The sequence below is a fragment of the Mycobacterium genavense ATCC 51234 genome (assembly GCF_000526915.1).
GTDB lineage: Bacteria > Actinomycetota > Actinomycetes > Mycobacteriales > Mycobacteriaceae > Mycobacterium > Mycobacterium genavense.
Genome location: NZ_JAGZ01000009.1, coordinates 127183 through 143423, shown reverse-complemented (window position 1 = coordinate 143423; position 16241 = coordinate 127183). Strand labels below are relative to the sequence as shown.

Here is a 16241-nt window from a genome sequence, read left to right as displayed (position 1 = left end):
CGGCGTATGGGGTCAGCCGAGTGGATTATCCGCCCACAGCGTCGCGATGGACACGCCCGCGCGGCGCAGCAGCGTGCGGGTCAGCGGCAGCCCGATTCCCACCACGGCCGAGGGGTCACCGTCGACACCGTCGATGAACCAGCCGCCCAGGCCGTCCAGGGTGAAGCCGCCGGCCACCCGCAGCGATTCGCCGTCGGCAAGATACGCCTCCAGGTCATCGGGCGCTGGCGTGCCGAAATACACTGTGGTGATTGATGTTTGGGCTTCACAATGCACAATATCGGCGTTCTGCACCCGGATCACGCAGTGGCCGGTGTAGAGCTGCCCGGAGCGTCCGGCCATCGACTGCCAGAGTTGGCGCGCGGCGTCGACGGACTCCGGCTTGCCGCACAGCTTGTCGTCGAGAAAAAGCATCGAATCACAGCCGATGACAACGCAATCCGCCGCCACGCTGCGATCCAGTTCGCCGGCCACCTGCTCGGCCTTGGCCTGGGCCAGCGCGCGCACCACGTCACTCGGTGAGGCGTTCGGTCCCAGATCGGCGATCACCCGATCCTCGTCGACTCCGGACACGACGACCAAGGGGTCGATGCCGGCCTGGCGCAGCACGTTGAGGCGCCCGCTGGAGGCCGACCCGAGCACCACGCGGGTCAATGACGCCGCCCCTCGACCCCGGCGCCATCGTCGTCGGCGCGGGTCATCGCTGCATGTGGATGCGTTCCTGCAGGGTGATGCGCTGGTAATTGCTGATCGCGTAGCGCAGCTTGTCGACCGGAAGGCCCCAGCGGGTCTTCTCCGGGGGTTCGGGCGCCGGCCCGCCGCCGACGCTGCCCAGCACGGTGACCAACGCGGCGAGTTCGGCGTCGGTGGGGTGGCCGCGCAGGATCTGGATGTGCGGCCGGTGCGGCGTCGTCGACTGTCCGTCCTCGTCGCTGACTGGGGCTGAACTCATAGCGGAATGTTCCCGTGCTTCTTCGGCGGCAGGTGGGAGATCTTGCGTTCCAGCAGCCGCAGCGACGTGGCGATGTAACCGCGGGTGTGCGACGGCGGGATGACCGAGTCGACATAGCCGCGCTCGGCGGCGACGTACGGGTTGACCAACGTGTCCTCGTACTCCTGCTGCAACTGCAGCCGCAGCTCGTCGACGTCGCGGCCTTCCTTGGCGGCCTCCTTGAGCTGCTGGCGATAGACGAAGCGGACCGCACCCGAGGCGCCCATCACCGCGATCTGCGCCGTCGGCCAGGCCAGGTTGACGTCGCAGCCCATGTCCTTGGAACCCATCACGCAGTAGGCACCGCCGTAGGCCTTGCGGGTGATCACGGTGATCTTCGGAACGGTGGCCTCGCCGTAGGCGAACAGCAGCTTGGCGCCGCGTCGGATGATGCCGTTGTATTCCTGACCCGTGCCCGGCAGGAAGCCCGGTACGTCCACCAGCATGATGATCGGGATGTTGAAGCAGTCGCAGGTCCGCACGAACCGGGCGGCCTTCTCCGAGGCGTTGATGTCCAGGCAGCCGGCGAACTGGGTTGGCTGGTTGGCCACGATCCCGACCGGCCGGCCGTCGACCCGCCCGAACCCGACGACGATGTTCTGCGCGTAACCGGCCTGGATCTCCAGGAACTCGTCGTCGTCGAGGATCCGGGTGATCACCTCGTGCATGTCGTAGGGCTGGTTGGGCGAGTCCGGGATCAGCGTGTCCAGCTCGAGGTCCTCGTCGGTGAGGTTGTCTTCGATGGACCCCACCGGAACCTCGGCTTGGTAGCGGGGCGCATGGGTGAAGTTGTTCGGTGGCAGGTAGCCCAGCAGGTCGCGGACCCAGTCGAAGGCGTCCTGCTCGCCGGAGGCGACGTAGTGCAGGGTGCCCGACTTGGCCATGTGGGTGTGCGCGCCGCCGAGCTCCTCCATCGTGACGTCCTCGCCGGTGACGGTCTTGATCACGTCGGGGCCGGTGATGAACATCTGGCTGGTCTGGTCGACCATGATCACGAAGTCGGTCAGGGCGGGGGAGTAGACGTGCCCACCGGCGGCGGCCCCCATGATCAGCGAGATCTGCGGGACGACGCCCGAGGCCAGGATGTTGTTGCGGAAGATGCGGCTGTACAGGCCCAGCGAGACGACGCCCTCCTGGATGCGTGCGCCCGCGCCGTCGTTGACGCCGATCAGCGGGCGGCCGGTCTTGATGGCCAGCTCCTGCACCTTGACGATCTTCTCGCCGTAGACCTCGCCGAGGCTGCCGCCGAACACCGTGGCGTCCTGGCTGAAGATGCACACGTCGCGGCCGTCGATGGTGCCGTAGCCGGTGATCACACCGTCGCCGAGCGGCCGGTTGGCCTCCAGCCCGAAGTTGGTGCTGCGGTGCTTGGCCAGCGCGTCGAGCTCGACGAACGAGTGCTCGTCGAGCAGGGCCAGGATGCGCTCGCGGGCGGTCAGCTTGCCTTTGGCGTGCACCTTCTCGACGGCCTCTTCACCGACCGGGTGCAGCGACTCTTCCCGGCGCTTGTGCAGTTCGGCCAGCTTGCCCGCGGTGGTGTGGATGTCGATGGTGTGCTCGGCAGCGGGCTCCGCGCTGTGGTCGGTAACGCTCGTCATGGGAGTCGAGCTTAGCGGCGGGATAGGCTGCGCTGACTATGGGCACGATGCAGTGGAGCGACGAGTGCGACGTGCTGGTCGCCGGGTCGGGCGGCGGCGGGGTCACCGGCGCCTACACCGCGGCCCGCGAAGGCCTCGAGGTGGTGTTGGTCGAGGCGACCGACAAGTTCGGCGGCACGACGGCCTACTCCGGCGGGGGCGGGGTCTGGTTCCCGTGCAATCCCGTGCTGGTGCGGGCCGGCACCGACGACACCATCGAGGACGCCCTGACCTATTACCGCGCCGTGGTCGGTGACCGCACTCCCCGCGAGCTGCAGGAGACGTTCGTGCGCGGCTGCGCGCCGCTGATCGAGTACCTCGAGCAAGACCCGAACATCAAGTTCGTGCCGCTGCCGTGGCCCGACTACTACGGCAAGGCGCCGAAGGCGCGCCTGGACGGTCAGCGGCACATTGCCGCAAAGCCGTTGAAGGTGGCCGCCGCCCCCGAACTGCGCGACGCGATCCGCGGGCCGCTGGACACCGACCGGCTCGGCGCCGAAACCCCGGCCGACTACTACCTCGGCGGTCGCGCGCTGATCGCGCGATTCCTCAACGCCATCGCGCAGTACCCGGCCGCGTCGCTGCACCGCGACACCGCGCTGGTCGAGCTGGTGCTGGCCGACGGTGCCGTGACCGGAGCGATCGTCGAGACCGCTGGGCAGCGCCGCGCCATCCGGGCCCGCCGGGGCGTGCTGCTGGCCGCCGGCGGTTTCGAAGCCAACGAGGAATTGCGTCGCGCATACGGCGTGCCGGGCGTGGCCCGAGACACCATGGGCGGCCCGGGAAGTCGCGGCCTGGCGCTGCAGGCCGGCATCGCCGCGGGCGCCGACACCGACCTGCTGGACCAGGCCTGGTGGTCACCGGGCATGGCGCATCCCGACGGTCGCTGCGCGTTCGCGCTGTGGTTCACCGGCGGCATCTTCGTCAACCAGCACGGCAACCGATTCGTCAACGAGTCCCGGGCCTACGACCGGGTCGGGCGCGAGATCATCGCGCAGCTGCAAGACGGCTCGATGTCGTTGCCGTACTGGAGGATCTACGACGACTCCGAGGGCGAGGTGCCGCCGGTCAAGGCGGCCAATGTGTCCATCGTCGAGACCGAGAAGTACGTCGCCGCCGGCCTGTGGCACACCGCCGACACCCTCGAGGAGCTGGCCGCCAAGATCGGGGTGCCCGGCGATCGGCTGGCCGCAACGGTGGCCCGGTTCAACGACTTTGCCGCCGCCGGTGTCGACGTGGACTTCGGCCGGGGCGAGGAGGCTTTCGATCGGGCGTTCTCGGCGGGCGCCTCACCGCTGGTGCCGATCGCCACGCCGCCGTACCACGCCGCGCAGTTCGGGCTTTCGGATCTGGGCACCAAGGGCGGCCTGCGCACCGACGCGGCCGCGCGCGTCCTCGACACCGCCGGCGACCCCATTCCCGGGCTGTACGCCGCGGGCAACACGATGGCCGCCCCCAGCGGGCTGACCTATCCCGGCGGCGGCAACCCGATCGGGACCAGCATGCTGTTCAGCCACCTGGCCGTCCTGGAAATGCTCAACGACACGCGAGAGCGGCGCCGCTGACCTCTACGCTGGATCCGGTGACCGACCGACATCAGTTCCGAACTCCGTTGAATGCGGCCGTGCTGCGCGCCGAGCTGGTCGGCACCGGATTGGGTTGGCGGCGACTCGATGTCGTCGAACAGACCGGTTCGACCAATGCCGATCTGCTGGCCCGCGCGGCCGACGGCACCGACATCGCCGGAGCGGTGCTGATCGCCGAACACCAGACCGCCGGGCGCGGGCGGCACGGCCGCGGCTGGTCGGCCTCGCCGCGCGCGCAGATCACCATGTCGGTCGCGGTCAGCGTCGTCGACGTCCCGGTCACCGGGTGGGGCTGGCTGCCGTTGGCCACCGGGGTGGCGGTCGTCGACGCCGTGGCCCCGCTGCTGCGGGGCAGCAATGTCGAGCTGGGCCTCAAGTGGCCCAACGACGTGCTGGCCGGCGGGGGCAAACTGGCCGGGATCCTCGCCGAGGTCGCCCGGCCGGTTGTGGTAATTGGCTTGGGGCTCAACGTGACCCAGCCGCCCGAGGAGGTCGACGGGCCGGGCGCGACGTCGTTGTTCGACCTGGGCGTGGCGGCCCCGGACCGGGATCGGCTGGTGTGCGCGGTGTTGCGCGAACTCGGCGGCCGCATCGTCGCGTGGCAGGCCGCGCGCGGGGCGGACTGGCAGTTAGCCGCCGACTACCGGGCGCGCAGCCTGACCCTCGGCACCCGGGTGCGCGTACAGCTGCCCGGCGGCCGGGAAATCGTCGGCACCGCCAGCGGAATCGACGATCACGGCCGGCTGTGTCTGGACGCCGCGAACGAGACTGTCGTCGTCTCCGCCGGTGACGTCGTGCATTTGCGGGGCTAATGTCACCACATGAGCTATCCCGACAACGCCCTGGCCGCCGGCGAACAGGTCGTCATCCATCGCCACCCGCACTGGAAGCGATTGATCGGGCCGGTCGCGGTTTTCATTCTGGTGACCGGCCTGGCGGCGTTCGGGTCCGGCTACGTCAACTCCACGCACTGGGAGCAGCTGGCCAAAAACATCATCCACGGCGTCATTTGGGGCATCTGGTTGGTGATCGTCGGCTGGCTGACGCTGTGGCCGTTCTTAACTTGGCTCACCACACATTTCGTCGTCACCAATCGCCGCGTGATGTATCGGCACGGATTGCTGACCCGCAGTGGTATCGACATCCCGTTGGCGCGCATCAACAGCGTGGAATTCCGGGACAAGATCTGGGAGCGCCCGTTTCGCACCGGCACCCTGATCATCGAGTCGGCATCCCAGGATCCGTTGGAGTTCTACAACATTCCGCGGCTACGCGAGGTGCACGCGCTGCTGTATCACGAAGTTTTCGACACCCTGGGTTCCCCTGAAGTCGGGGAGTCACCGAGCTGACTGATGCGGCCGCGCCGGTTGCGCCAGGCGCGCAGCATGGTGACGTTGCCGGACTCGACCTCGTCCTCGAATACCTCGGCAATCCCGCCCGCGGTGAGCGCGGACTCCAGTGCCTTGTCGGGGTTGCGGGCGAACTGGTCGGGGAACACCCAGCGCCGGAACGCCCAGAACCGAAATGCCATCTGCAGCAGGTTGCCGATGATGTAGGCGGAGATGAAGTCCGCGATGTTCTCCACCGTCAGCGACACCGTCGGCTCACGCAACTGCAGGATGTAGCTGGAAATCCACAGCGGCGCCATGCTCAGCAGCACGCCCACCCCGCTGAACGCGAAGAACAGCAGCGCCTCGTGATGGCGCTCGCGGCCGCCGCGGTCGCGGAAGCTCCACTCCCGGTTCAGCACATAGGACGCGATGACCGCGACGATGCCGGCGATGACCTTGGCCGTCACCGGCTTGGTGTCCAGAATCGTCAGCTTCAGCGTGTAGAAAATTGCCGAGTCGATGACGAAAGTGGTGCCCCCGACGATGGCGAATTTGATGAATTCATGATGGCGCTGTGCATAGGGCTGAATGGCCTGCGGCAAGCGCGCGATTGTGGCATCGGCGAAGGACACAAGACGTGAGTGTACGGACGGACTCGAAAACGGCGCAAAATGGTAGCTAACGATTTCGCGTCACTGCCGGTCAACACGCCCTGAGCACGGAACTGTCGTCCCGTGACACCATGATGGCCGTGCCGAGTACACGCGCTCCGGTGGTCGCGATGGTCGGCGGTGGTCAACTAGCCCGGATGACGCACCAGGCCGCGATCGCGCTGGGGCAAAGCCTGCGGGTGCTGGCGACCGCCGCCGACGAGCCTGCCGCCCAGGTCACCCCCGACGTGGTAATCGGTTCGCATGCCGATGTTGACGACCTGCGCCGGGTCGCCGCCGGTGCCGACGTGCTGACCTTCGACCACGAGCACGTCCCGACGGAGCTGCTGGAGAAGCTGGTCGCCGAGGGCGTCAACGTGGCACCGCCGCCGCAGGCGTTGGTGCACGCCCAGGACAAGCTCGTGATGCGCCGCAAGCTGGACGCCCTCGGCGCCGCGGTGCCGCGCTATCTCGGCCTGGATTCGCTGGACCGCCTGGACGAGCTGGACGCCTTCGCGCGCCATGTCGAGCCCCCGCTGGTGGTCAAGGCGGCCCGCGGGGGTTACGACGGCCGGGGCGTGCGGCTGGCGCGCGACCCGGCGGATGCGTGGGAGATCGCCCGCTCGTACCTGGCCGACGGGGTGTCGGTGGTGCTCGAGGAAAAGGTCGAATTGCGACGCGAACTGGCGGCGCTGGTGGCGCGCTCGCCGTTCGGCCAGGGCGCGGCGTGGCCGGTGGTCGAGACGGTGCAAGACGACGGCATCTGCGTGCTGGTGATCGCGCCCGCCCCGGAGCTGCCCCAAGGCGTGGCCGCGGCCGCGCAGCAGCTGGCGCTGCGGCTGGCGGCCGAACTCGGCGTCGTCGGTCTGCTGGCCGTCGAGCTGTTCGAGACCACCGACGGCGAACTGCTGGTCAACGAGCTGGCGATGCGGCCGCACAACTCCGGGCACTGGAGCATGGACGGGTCGCGCACCAGCCAGTTCGAACAGCACCTGCGGGCGGTGCTGGACTACCCGCTCGGCACGACCGATGCCATCGCGCCTGTGACGGTGATGGCCAACGTGCTGGGCGCCGCGCAGCCGCCGGAGATGACCGTCGACGAGCGGCTGCATCATCTGTACGCGCGGATGCCCGATGCCCGGGTGCATCTGTACGGCAAGGGCGAGCGTCCGGGCCGCAAGGTTGGGCACGTCAACTTTCTGGGTGACGACGCCGCCGACCTGCCGACGCTTCGTGAACGCGCCGAGCTGGCGGCACACTGGTTGGCACATGGGCAGTGGGCGGACGGATGGGATCCACATGAGGAGCGGCGCCGATGAGTGAAACCCCCCGCGTCGGGGTGATCATGGGCAGCGACAGCGACTGGTCGGTGATGGCCGACGCCGCCGCGGCGCTGGCCGAATTTGATATCCCGGCCGAGGTCCGCGTGGTCTCCGCGCATCGCACCCCGGACGTGATGTTTGACTACGCCCGGGGCGCGGCCGACCGCGGCATCGAGGTCATCATCGCCGGCGCCGGGGGCGCCGCGCACCTGCCCGGCATGGTCGCCGCCGCGACACCGCTGCCGGTGATCGGGGTGCCGGTGCCGCTGGCCCGCCTCGACGGGCTGGATTCGCTGCTGTCGATCGTGCAGATGCCCGCCGGCGTGCCGGTGGCCACGGTCTCGATCGGCGGGGGCCGCAACGCCGGCTTGCTGGCGGTGCGGATTCTCGGCGCCTTCGACCCGGCCCTGCGGGCCCGGGTGGTGGCATTCCAGCAACAGCTGGCCGACAGCGTGCGGGCCAAGAATGAGGCCCTGCAACAGCTCCAGGGTAAAGTTACCGGCGACTAGCAAGGAGATTTCAAGATGGCTGCATGGGCCGGACACCCCGACTTCGATCTGTTCCAACTGCCCGAGGAACACCAGGAAATGCGGGCGGCGATTCGGGCGCTGGCGGAAAAGGAAATCGCTCCGCACGCCGCCGACGTGGACGAGAATTCCCGCTTCCCGTCCGAGGCGCTCGACGCGCTGAATGCATCGGGCTTCAACGCCGTGCACGTGCCCGAGGAGTACGGCGGTCAGGGCGCGGACTCCGTCGCGGTCTGCATCGTGATCGAGGAGGTCGCCCGGGTCGACACGTCGGCTTCGCTGATTCCGGCGGTGAACAAGCTCGGCACCATGGGCCTGATCCTGCGCGGCTCCGAAGAGCTGAAAAAGCAGGTTTTGCCGTCGATCGCCGATGGCAGCGCGATGGCGTCCTACGCCCTGAGCGAGCGGGAGGCCGGCAGTGACGCGGCGTCGATGCGCACCCGCGCCAAGGCCGACGGCGACGACTGGATTCTCAACGGCGCCAAGTGCTGGATCACCAACGGCGGCAAGTCAACCTGGTACACCGTGATGGCGGTGACCGATCCCGACAAGGGTGCCAACGGCATCTCATCGTTCATGGTGCACGCCGACGACGAGGGATTCAGCGTGGGACCGAATGAGCGCAAGCTCGGCATCAAGGGCTCACCGACCACCGAGCTGTACTTCGAGAACTGTCGCATCCCGGGCGACCGGATCATCGGCGAGCCCGGCACTGGTTTCAAGACGGCGCTGGCCACCCTGGACCACACCCGCCCGACCATCGGGGCGCAGGCCGTCGGGATCGCGCAGGGCGCGGTGGACGCCGCCATCGCCTACACCAAGGATCGCAAGCAGTTCGGCCGCCCGATCAGCGACAACCAGGGCGTGCAGTTCATGCTGGCCGACATGGCGATGAAGGTGGAGGCGGCTCGGCTGATGGTCTACAGCGCCGCCGCGCGGGCCGAACGCGGCGAGTCCAATCTGGGGTTCATCTCGGCGGCCTCCAAGTGCTTTGCCTCCGACGTCGCGATGGAGGCCACCACCGACGCCGTGCAACTGTTCGGCGGCGCCGGCTACACCGTCGACTTTCCCGTCGAGCGGATGATGCGCGACGCCAAAATCACCCAGATCTACGAGGGCACCAATCAGATTCAGCGCGTGGTGATGTCGCGGGCGCTGCTGCGCTGAGTGTTTTTCGGGATAGGATCGTGCGCTACGACCAAGCGCCGTTTGGAGGGTAACGGCCACGCGTAGCGCCAATGAGCAGGTTACGACTGCGGCAAGGGGTGGGGAATGCTTAGCCCAGTCACCCCGGCGGCGAGCTGGCAGACATTGTCGTTGCTCCTGGTCGAAGACGACCGCGCCGACGCGGTGCTGGTCGAAGACCTGATCTCCAGCGGGGTCGACGACATCCGGGTGACCTGGGCGCAGTCGATGGCGCACGCCGAGCGTGAGCTGGCCACCGCGCGGCCCGACTGCGTGCTGCTGGACCTGCAGCTGCCCGACGCCAGCGGCATCGAAGCCCTGGACCGCATCGCCAAACACGATGCGACCGTGCCGATCGTGGTGCTGACCGGTTTCAACGACGAATTCTTCGGCGCCTCGGCGGTCGCGGCGGGGGCACAGGATTATCTGGTCAAGGGCCGCGTCGAAGCCGACATGCTGCGTCGTGCGCTGCTGTACGCGATCGAGCGCAAGCGGGTGGAGATCATCGCCGCGGACCTGCACGCGACACAGCTTCGGGCCCGCGAGAACGCCCTGCTCGAACGCGGCCTGCTGCCGTCGCCGCTGCTGCTGGAGGACCCGGGCGTCGCGATCGTGGCCCGGTACCGGCCGAGTCGTGCTGACGCGCTGCTGTGCGGTGACTTCTACGACGTCGTGCAGACGCCGGACCGGGTCGTGCACGTCCTGATCGGAGACGTCGCCGGGCACGGGCCCAACGAGGCCGCGCTGGGTGCGGCGCTGCGGATCGCTTGGCGCGCACTCACGTTCGCCGGGGTGCGGGCCGCTGAATCGATGCGGCAGCTGGAGCGGGTGCTGCACGCCGAACGCATGGGCAGCGGCATCTTCGCGACGGTCCTGTCGCTCGAGTTCGCGCCCGACACCGGCCGCATCAGCTGTATCCGGGCCGGGCATCCGGGTATGTTGCGCCAAGGCGCCGCAACGGTGGAGTGGATCGAACCGCCGGCCGGGCCGGCGCTGGGACTGGGTGCCGACGACTGGCCGCAGTCCGAACTGGAACTGCCGCTGGGGCAGGGGCTGTTGCTGCTCACCGACGGCCTGTTCGAGGGATACTGCGGAACCGGCAACGAGCGACTGGGGGAGGATGGCTTGCTGGCACTGGCGCGGACCCACGGTGGCTTACCCGGTGCGGCATTCGTCGACGCGCTGATCGACGGCACCGGAGAACTCGCGGAGCCGCGCGGCGGCCTCACCGACGACATCGCCGTGGTACGCGTCGAGCGGACCGCGACATGAACACCGACGCGCACCCGTGGGCCCAGCTGACCGTCCGGGGATGGCTGTTCCTCGTGCTGTTGAGCATGGGCTTGCTGGTGCTCGCCGGCGCGGTGGCCGGCGCGCTGCTGCTGAACCGCTTCGACGAGGTATCGCACGGCCTGAGCGAAGAGCTTCAGCCCGCGCGGGTGGCCGCATTCGGGCTGCAGGCGGCGTTGCGCGACCAGGAGACGGGTGTGCGTGGCTACGCGATCGCGGCCGACCGGCAGTTCCTGACGCCCTATTACGACGGGCAGCAGGCCGAACACGCAGCGGCCGAGGATATCCGGCGGTTGGTCGGTGACCGCGTGGAGTTGGCCAACGATCTGGACGCGATCGAGCGGGCCGCGGCCAACTGGCGGGCCAGCTCGGCCGAGCCGCTGATCGCGAGCCTGACGCCGAACGCTCCCGACGTGGTGAGCACCCGGGTCGCCGATCGCGGAAAAGCCGAATTCGACCATTTGCGAGGACTTTTCGATACACAGAATTCCGATCTGGAAGCAGCGTCGGCGCATGCGGCTGACGAATTGAAGGACATCAGGGCTTGGCGGGACCGGGTGCTTGGCGCGGTCGTACTGGTGTTCTTCGGTCTCGCCATCACCTTGGGGTTGCTGACCCGCCGCGCCATCACCCTCCCGCTCGCGGCGCTGGCCGCGTCGTGCCGGCGGATCACCGAGGGCAACTTTACCGAAACCATCACGCCGCCGCGGCGGCCCAAGGACATTCGCGACATGGCGATCGACGTCGAGAACATGCGGCAGCGCATCGTTTCGGCGCTGGACGTATCGCGGGCGGCCGGGGCGCGATTGGACGAGCAGACAATCGAATTGAAGCGTTCCAACGCCGAGCTCGAGCAGTTCGCCTACGTCGCTTCGCACGATCTGCAGGAGCCGCTGCGCAAGGTCGCCTCGTTCTGCCAGCTGCTGGAAAAGCGCTACGCGGACCAGCTCGACGAGCGCGGAATCGGATACATCGGCTATGCCGTCGATGGCGCCAAACGCATGCAGGTGTTGATCAACGACCTGCTGACCTTCTCGCGAGTCGGCCGGGTGGGCAGCAAGCAAACCCAGGTCGAGCTGGACGCGACGCTGGAAGCGGCCATGGGCAACCTCTCGGTCGCCATCGAGGAATCGGGCACCGAGGTGGTGCGCCCGAGCCAGCCGCTGCCGCGGATCGTCGGAGACCCGACATTGCTGACCATGTTGTGGCAGAACCTGATTGGTAACGCGATCAAATTCCGTCACGTCGACCGGCTGCCCCGTGTCGTCGTCGACTGCGAATTGCGCCGAGATACCGGCGAATGGTTGTTGACCGTGTCGGACAACGGCATCGGAATCGCCGAAGAATTCACCGACAAGGTGTTCGTCATCTTCCAGCGGTTGCACGGCCGCGGGGTGTATCCGGGAACGGGGGTCGGTCTGGCCCTGGTGAAAAAGATCGTCGAATACCACGACGGCGCAATCCGGATCGACTCGACCTACACCGACGGAACCCGATTCGAATTCACGCTTCCGGCCGCCGTGGACGCGGAACGCCCCGCCGCCCTGGAAGGAGCGCGTCAATGACACCCCCCAACAGAGCAATCGAGATCCTATTGGTCGAGGACGACGCGGGAGACGAACTCATCACGCGGGAGGCATTGGAGCACAACAAATTTCAGAACCGGCTGCATGTCGCGCACGACGGCGAGGAGGGCCTGGACTTTCTCTACAAGCGGGGTCGGTTCGAAGGCGCGCCGCGACCGGATCTCATCCTGCTGGATCTGAACCTGCCCAAGTACGACGGTCGCCAGCTGCTGGAAAAGGTGAAGTCCGACGCCGATCTGGCGCGCATCCCGGTCGTCGTGCTCACCACGTCCGCGGCGGAGGAAGACATCCTGCGCAGCTACAAGCTGCACGCCAACGCCTATGTCGCCAAGCCGGTCGACCTCGACCAATTCATCAGCGCGGTGCGGCAGATCGACGAGTTCTTCCTTCAGGTTGTTCGGCTGCCGGGCGTGTAGGTTCTTCGGGGCACACGATGCCGTGTGGAGTCACCTCGTAGACCCGGGTGGTCGTGATGTCGAAGAAGATGCCTTCCACCTGGATGTCGCCGGAGGAGACCGCGGCGGCCAACATCGGATGGCGGATCAGCCGTTCCAGTTGGATAGCGATATTGACGATGCTCAGCTGGTCGATCTCCGAATAGCCGACGGCTTCGGCGCTCGCCCGGGCCGGATGGTGGTCCCGGTAGGCGTCCAGACTCGCACGGCCGTATTCCAGCCACCGACCCATCGGGGTGGCGGCTTGATCGGGGGTCTCCTCGAGAAGCACCTTCATGGCGGCACAGGACGAATGCCCGCAGATGACCACCGAACGCACACCCAGCTGGCTCGCGGCGAATTCCAGTGCGGCGTCGACCGATCGGTCGCTCCCGTCGGTCGGCACCAGGTTGCCGAAGTTTCGGACGGTGTACAGGTCGCCGGGGCCGCTGGCGGTGATGACGTTCGGCAGGATCCGGGCATCCGCGCAGGTGAGGAACAGCGCATACGGGTCGTGAGCGCCGCCGAGCCCGGAGACGTGCTGATGCAAGACGGCCGAGCCGTTGCGGTGGTACTCATCGACGCGGTCGAGAATGGAAGCATCGCCGTCGTTTTGGGTTCTGTTGCGCGCCGACCGCCACGGCACCAACCCGATCGGATGGGGTGCGAAGTGCCGCTTGGGGGGACTCGCGTGCGCGTTCTGCAGCTTCGCGTCCGTCGTCTCGACGATGACGACCACCCCGCCCCGCGCCTCGTGCGCGTGTTGCCAATCCCCGATCGTTTCGGCCACCGAGTCGTCGATGTAGTCCGCGTTCAGGTTCAGCGTAACCTCCGACCCCTCAGGGACCGACGCGAGAGCCTTTGTCAGGCGCGGTAAGAGCAGAAAGCTCAGCGTGCCGTCGATATCGATGCGCCACTGCTTGGATTCTTCGTCGCCGATCGGTTGCACCGCGACCGGGGCGCGGGTCACCCTGACCAGTAGGAAGCCGATGGCGACGGCGAGCCCGATGATCACACCTTCCAGCAGGTTGAGGAACACCACCGACAACATGGTGACGGCGTATACCGCGAAATTGCCTGTGCGCCATGCCAATATGATATGAGCCAGCTTGATCAACTGGCCGCCGATCACGATCAGCAGTCCGGCCAGCGCCGCCTTCGGGATGAGCTCCACCAGTTCGGTGAACAGCGAGGCGAACAGCAGGATCCAAACGCCGTGCAGCACCGCCGACATCCGGGTTCGCGCGCCGGCGGCGACGTTGGCCGAGCTGCGCACGATGACGCCGGTGATCGGCAGGCCGCCCAGTAAGCCGGACACCATGTTCGCGGTGCCCTGTCCGATGATCTCCCGGTCGAAGTTCGTCCGTGGCCCCTTGTGCAGTTTGTCGGCACCGACCGCGCACAGCAGCGACTCGACACTGGTGATCAGGGCGATGGTCAGGATGCCGACGCCGATGTCCTCGGCCTCGTCGAGCCACGGTATGCCTTTCGGAGAGGCTCCCGAGAGGTGCGGCAAGTTGACGGCGTCGAAGAAGTTGCCCGACAGCGAGATTCGATCGGTGTCCAGCCCCGCCGCCATCGCCAGCGCGGTCGCCAAGACGATGGCCACCAGCGGAGCGGGGATCAGCCGTACCTTTGCGGGCAGCCTCGACCACAGCAACAAGATCACGATGACGATGCCACCGGTGATCACCTCGTGCAGTTCGTGGTGCAGAATCCCGTCGGGTAATGCCACGAGGTTCTGCCACGCGGAACTATGCGACGAACCACCGATCAGAACGTGGACCTGTTGCAACATGATCGTGATACCGATGCCGGCCAGCATCGCGTGCACCACCACCGGCGCAATGGCGAGCGCGGTGCGCGTCAACCGACTCAGGCCAAACGCGACCTGCAGCGCGCCCGCAGCGGTGGTCATCAGGCACAACATCGGGAAACCGAGGTCATCGATCAGTCCGGCGACCACCACGGTGAGGCCCGCGGCCGGGCCGCTGACCTGAACCGACGACCCGCCGAGTGCACCGGCGAAGATGCCGCCCACGACCGCGGCGATCAGGCCGGCGGCCAGCGGGGCCCCGGAGGCGATCGCGATGCCGAGCGAAAGCGGTAGGGCCACAAGGAAGACGACGAGCGACGCGGGTACGTCGTGTCGCAGATTGTCCAGTAGCGACCCGGATTTGGCCGCCGCTACGACATTGCTTGTGGGCGCATTCATAAGAGGACTACTCCAACGGTTAGGAAGTTGGCAAGCGGCTATCCGCTACCGCGGGCTTACGACCCTTTATGACCGATAGAACGGCGCGTGTCAATCGCGCGCCCACCGGCTTTGGCAACCAAGGCAAGTCGCATGGACGAGCGACAAGACGTTGTGCCGCCTGCGGCTAACTGGTGGAGAACGCGTTTCGTGAGCGCTCGATTGCCGGGATACGCCCACGTGGATTCATCGACAACTCAAAGAAACCCAGGTGTCGGTGGTTTGACAACAACTCGTTTCATCGGCGATTCAAAGAAAGCCGGGCCGCGAAATCAGGGCTCGGCCAAGAACATGTCGTTGTGCTGGCCGGGAGCGGGTGGAGGCTCGGCCGCGGTCGCGTCGAAGCTCGAGTAGCGGGCCGGAGTGCGGATCACCGTGATTTCATCGTCACCGCTGCCGACCGTCAGCGCGAGTTCGTTCTCGGCGAACAGCGGGGTATCGACCACCTGTTTCCAGGTGTAGGCCAGGCAGGCCATCAAGCCGCCCGCCTGCAGCAGCTGAACCCATTCGGCAGCGGTCTTGGCGGCCAGCGCCTTCTCGAGTTCCTCGGTCAATTCGGCGTAATTCATGGCGCGGGAGTGCTGGTCGATGAACCGCTCGTCTTCCAACATGTCGGGGCGGCCGATGATTCGCACAGCTTCGCCCAGTGCTTGGGCACATACGCACTGATCACCAGATAACCGTCCGATGCCTTGAACGCATCCGACGGCTGGGTGGCGAAGCCAACTCCCTTGCGCTTCTTGGTAGTTGGCTCCGCGTCCGGCTTCGGTGTGGGCTTGTTCAGGTGAATCGTGAGCTGGCTGGCCTGCAAACCCACCGCGACGTCGTACATCGCGACCCGGACCACGTCCGCCACACCGTGGCGCTCGCGGTTGAGCAGCGCGGCCAGCACCGCCTGGGCCAACACGTGACCGCTGGCGGCGTCGACCAGCTGGAATGGGATGATCTGCGGTTTACCGCTCGGCGTGGGCATTCCGGTGGTCATGCCGGACTCGGCGGCCACCATCAGGTCGACGCCCGGCCGGCTGCCTTCCGGGTCGTTGCCGCCGTATGCGGACAAACGCGCGTAGATGAGCTTTGGGTTGCGGGACCGTAACTCGTCGGGGCCCAGTCCCATCCGCTCCATCACTTCGGGACGAAACCCTTCGAGCACGACGTCGGCGGTGTCGACCAGCCGCAAGATCTGTTGTTTGGCTTCGTCGTCGGTGAGGTCCACCGCCACCGGCTTCTTGCCCCGGTTGTGGGGCAAAAACAGGGTGGGCAGCGGCGGCCGGCCGGGCAGCACCGCGACGATCTGCCGCGCGGCCTCGCCGTGGGGCGCCTCGACCTTGATGACCTCGGCACCGAGGTCGGCCATGACCTGTCCGGCCAGCGGCCCGGCGATGTTCTGCGTGAAGTCGAGAACCCGGCATCCGTCAAGTGGCTTGGGCGGCTGGCTGTTTGGCATC

Annotated in this window: 14 protein-coding genes and 1 pseudogene; 9 read left to right on the top strand and 6 right to left on the bottom strand. The window is 67.3% G+C overall.

The annotated features are described in order from the left end of the window. Window positions 1–12 precede the first annotated feature (12 nt). The 3 genes from T428_RS0118910 to T428_RS0118900 are packed head-to-tail and all read right to left on the bottom strand — an operon-like array spanning window position 13 to window position 2589. A complete protein-coding gene (locus T428_RS0118910; RefSeq protein ID WP_025737718.1) occupies window positions 13–654 on the bottom strand; it encodes a Maf family protein in 642 nt (213 codons plus the stop codon). Between the two features lie 43 nt (window positions 655–697). Then, a complete protein-coding gene (locus T428_RS0118905; RefSeq protein ID WP_025737717.1) occupies window positions 698–952 on the bottom strand; it encodes an acyl-CoA carboxylase subunit epsilon in 255 nt (84 codons plus the stop codon). Beyond that, entirely contained in the window at window positions 949–2589 is a 1641-nt protein-coding gene (locus T428_RS0118900) for an acyl-CoA carboxylase subunit beta (protein WP_025737716.1), read from the bottom strand. Before T428_RS0118900 ends, T428_RS0118905 begins: the two co-directional genes overlap by 4 nt. 38 nt (window positions 2590–2627) lie before the next feature. Between T428_RS0118900 and T428_RS0118895 the strand changes: the two genes are divergently transcribed. The 3 genes from T428_RS0118895 to T428_RS0118885 are packed head-to-tail and all read left to right on the top strand — an operon-like array spanning window position 2628 to window position 5563. After that, entirely contained in the window at window positions 2628–4193 is a 1566-nt protein-coding gene (locus T428_RS0118895) for an FAD-binding protein (RefSeq protein ID WP_025737715.1), read from the top strand. Between the two features lie 17 nt (window positions 4194–4210). Next, window positions 4211–5026 (top strand): biotin--[acetyl-CoA-carboxylase] ligase, encoded by an 816-nt coding sequence (locus T428_RS0118890; protein WP_025737714.1) that lies wholly within the window; start codon window positions 4211–4213, stop codon window positions 5024–5026. A 9-nt stretch (window positions 5027–5035) separates the two neighbouring features. Further along, window positions 5036–5563 carry a PH domain-containing protein gene (locus T428_RS0118885; protein ID WP_025737713.1) on the top strand — a complete coding sequence of 176 codons (528 nt, stop codon included), beginning with the start codon at window positions 5036–5038 and terminating at the stop codon, window positions 5561–5563. On the opposite strand, the gene T428_RS0118880 is transcribed toward T428_RS0118885, so the two are convergent. Beyond that, on the bottom strand, window positions 5509–6177 hold the full coding sequence (locus T428_RS0118880; RefSeq protein WP_025737712.1) for a GtrA family protein: 669 nt from the start codon (window positions 6175–6177) through the stop codon (window positions 5509–5511). The genes T428_RS0118885 and T428_RS0118880 overlap by 55 nt on opposite strands. Before the next feature lie 110 nt (window positions 6178–6287). On the opposite strand from T428_RS0118880, the gene T428_RS0118875 reads away from it, so the two are divergent. From T428_RS0118875 to T428_RS0118850, 6 genes are all read left to right on the top strand, one after another. Next, a complete protein-coding gene (locus T428_RS0118875; RefSeq protein ID WP_051465282.1) occupies window positions 6288–7514 on the top strand; it encodes a 5-(carboxyamino)imidazole ribonucleotide synthase in 1227 nt (408 codons plus the stop codon). After that, complete coding sequence (gene purE, locus T428_RS0118870; RefSeq protein WP_025737710.1) at window positions 7511–8026, top strand: 5-(carboxyamino)imidazole ribonucleotide mutase; 516 nt, start codon at window positions 7511–7513, stop codon at window positions 8024–8026. Before T428_RS0118875 ends, purE begins: the two co-directional genes overlap by 4 nt. Before the next feature lie 15 nt (window positions 8027–8041). Then, window positions 8042–9211 carry an acyl-CoA dehydrogenase gene (locus T428_RS0118865; protein WP_025737709.1) on the top strand — a complete coding sequence of 390 codons (1170 nt, stop codon included), beginning with the start codon at window positions 8042–8044 and terminating at the stop codon, window positions 9209–9211. A gap of 105 nt (window positions 9212–9316) precedes the next feature. Continuing rightward, the gene (locus T428_RS0118860) at window positions 9317–10501 is read left to right on the top strand and encodes a PP2C family protein-serine/threonine phosphatase (RefSeq protein ID WP_051465281.1); all 1185 of its coding nucleotides are present in this window, start codon (window positions 9317–9319) and stop codon (window positions 10499–10501) included. Next, entirely contained in the window at window positions 10498–12084 is a 1587-nt protein-coding gene (locus T428_RS0118855; RefSeq protein ID WP_025737707.1) for a sensor histidine kinase, read from the top strand. Before T428_RS0118860 ends, T428_RS0118855 begins: the two co-directional genes overlap by 4 nt. Next, entirely contained in the window at window positions 12081–12521 is a 441-nt protein-coding gene (locus T428_RS0118850) for a response regulator (protein ID WP_025737706.1), read from the top strand. The genes T428_RS0118855 and T428_RS0118850 overlap by 4 nt, the downstream gene beginning before the upstream one ends. Here T428_RS0118850 and T428_RS0118845 read toward each other — a convergent pair. Then, window positions 12460–14754, bottom strand: coding sequence for a SulP family inorganic anion transporter (locus T428_RS0118845; protein WP_025737705.1), 2295 nt, complete (start codon window positions 14752–14754; stop codon window positions 12460–12462). The genes T428_RS0118850 and T428_RS0118845 overlap by 62 nt on opposite strands. A gap of 311 nt (window positions 14755–15065) precedes the next feature. Beyond that, window positions 15066–16240: pseudogene (locus tag T428_RS29420) on the bottom strand (CoA transferase). Between the last annotated feature and the right edge of the window lies 1 nt (window position 16241).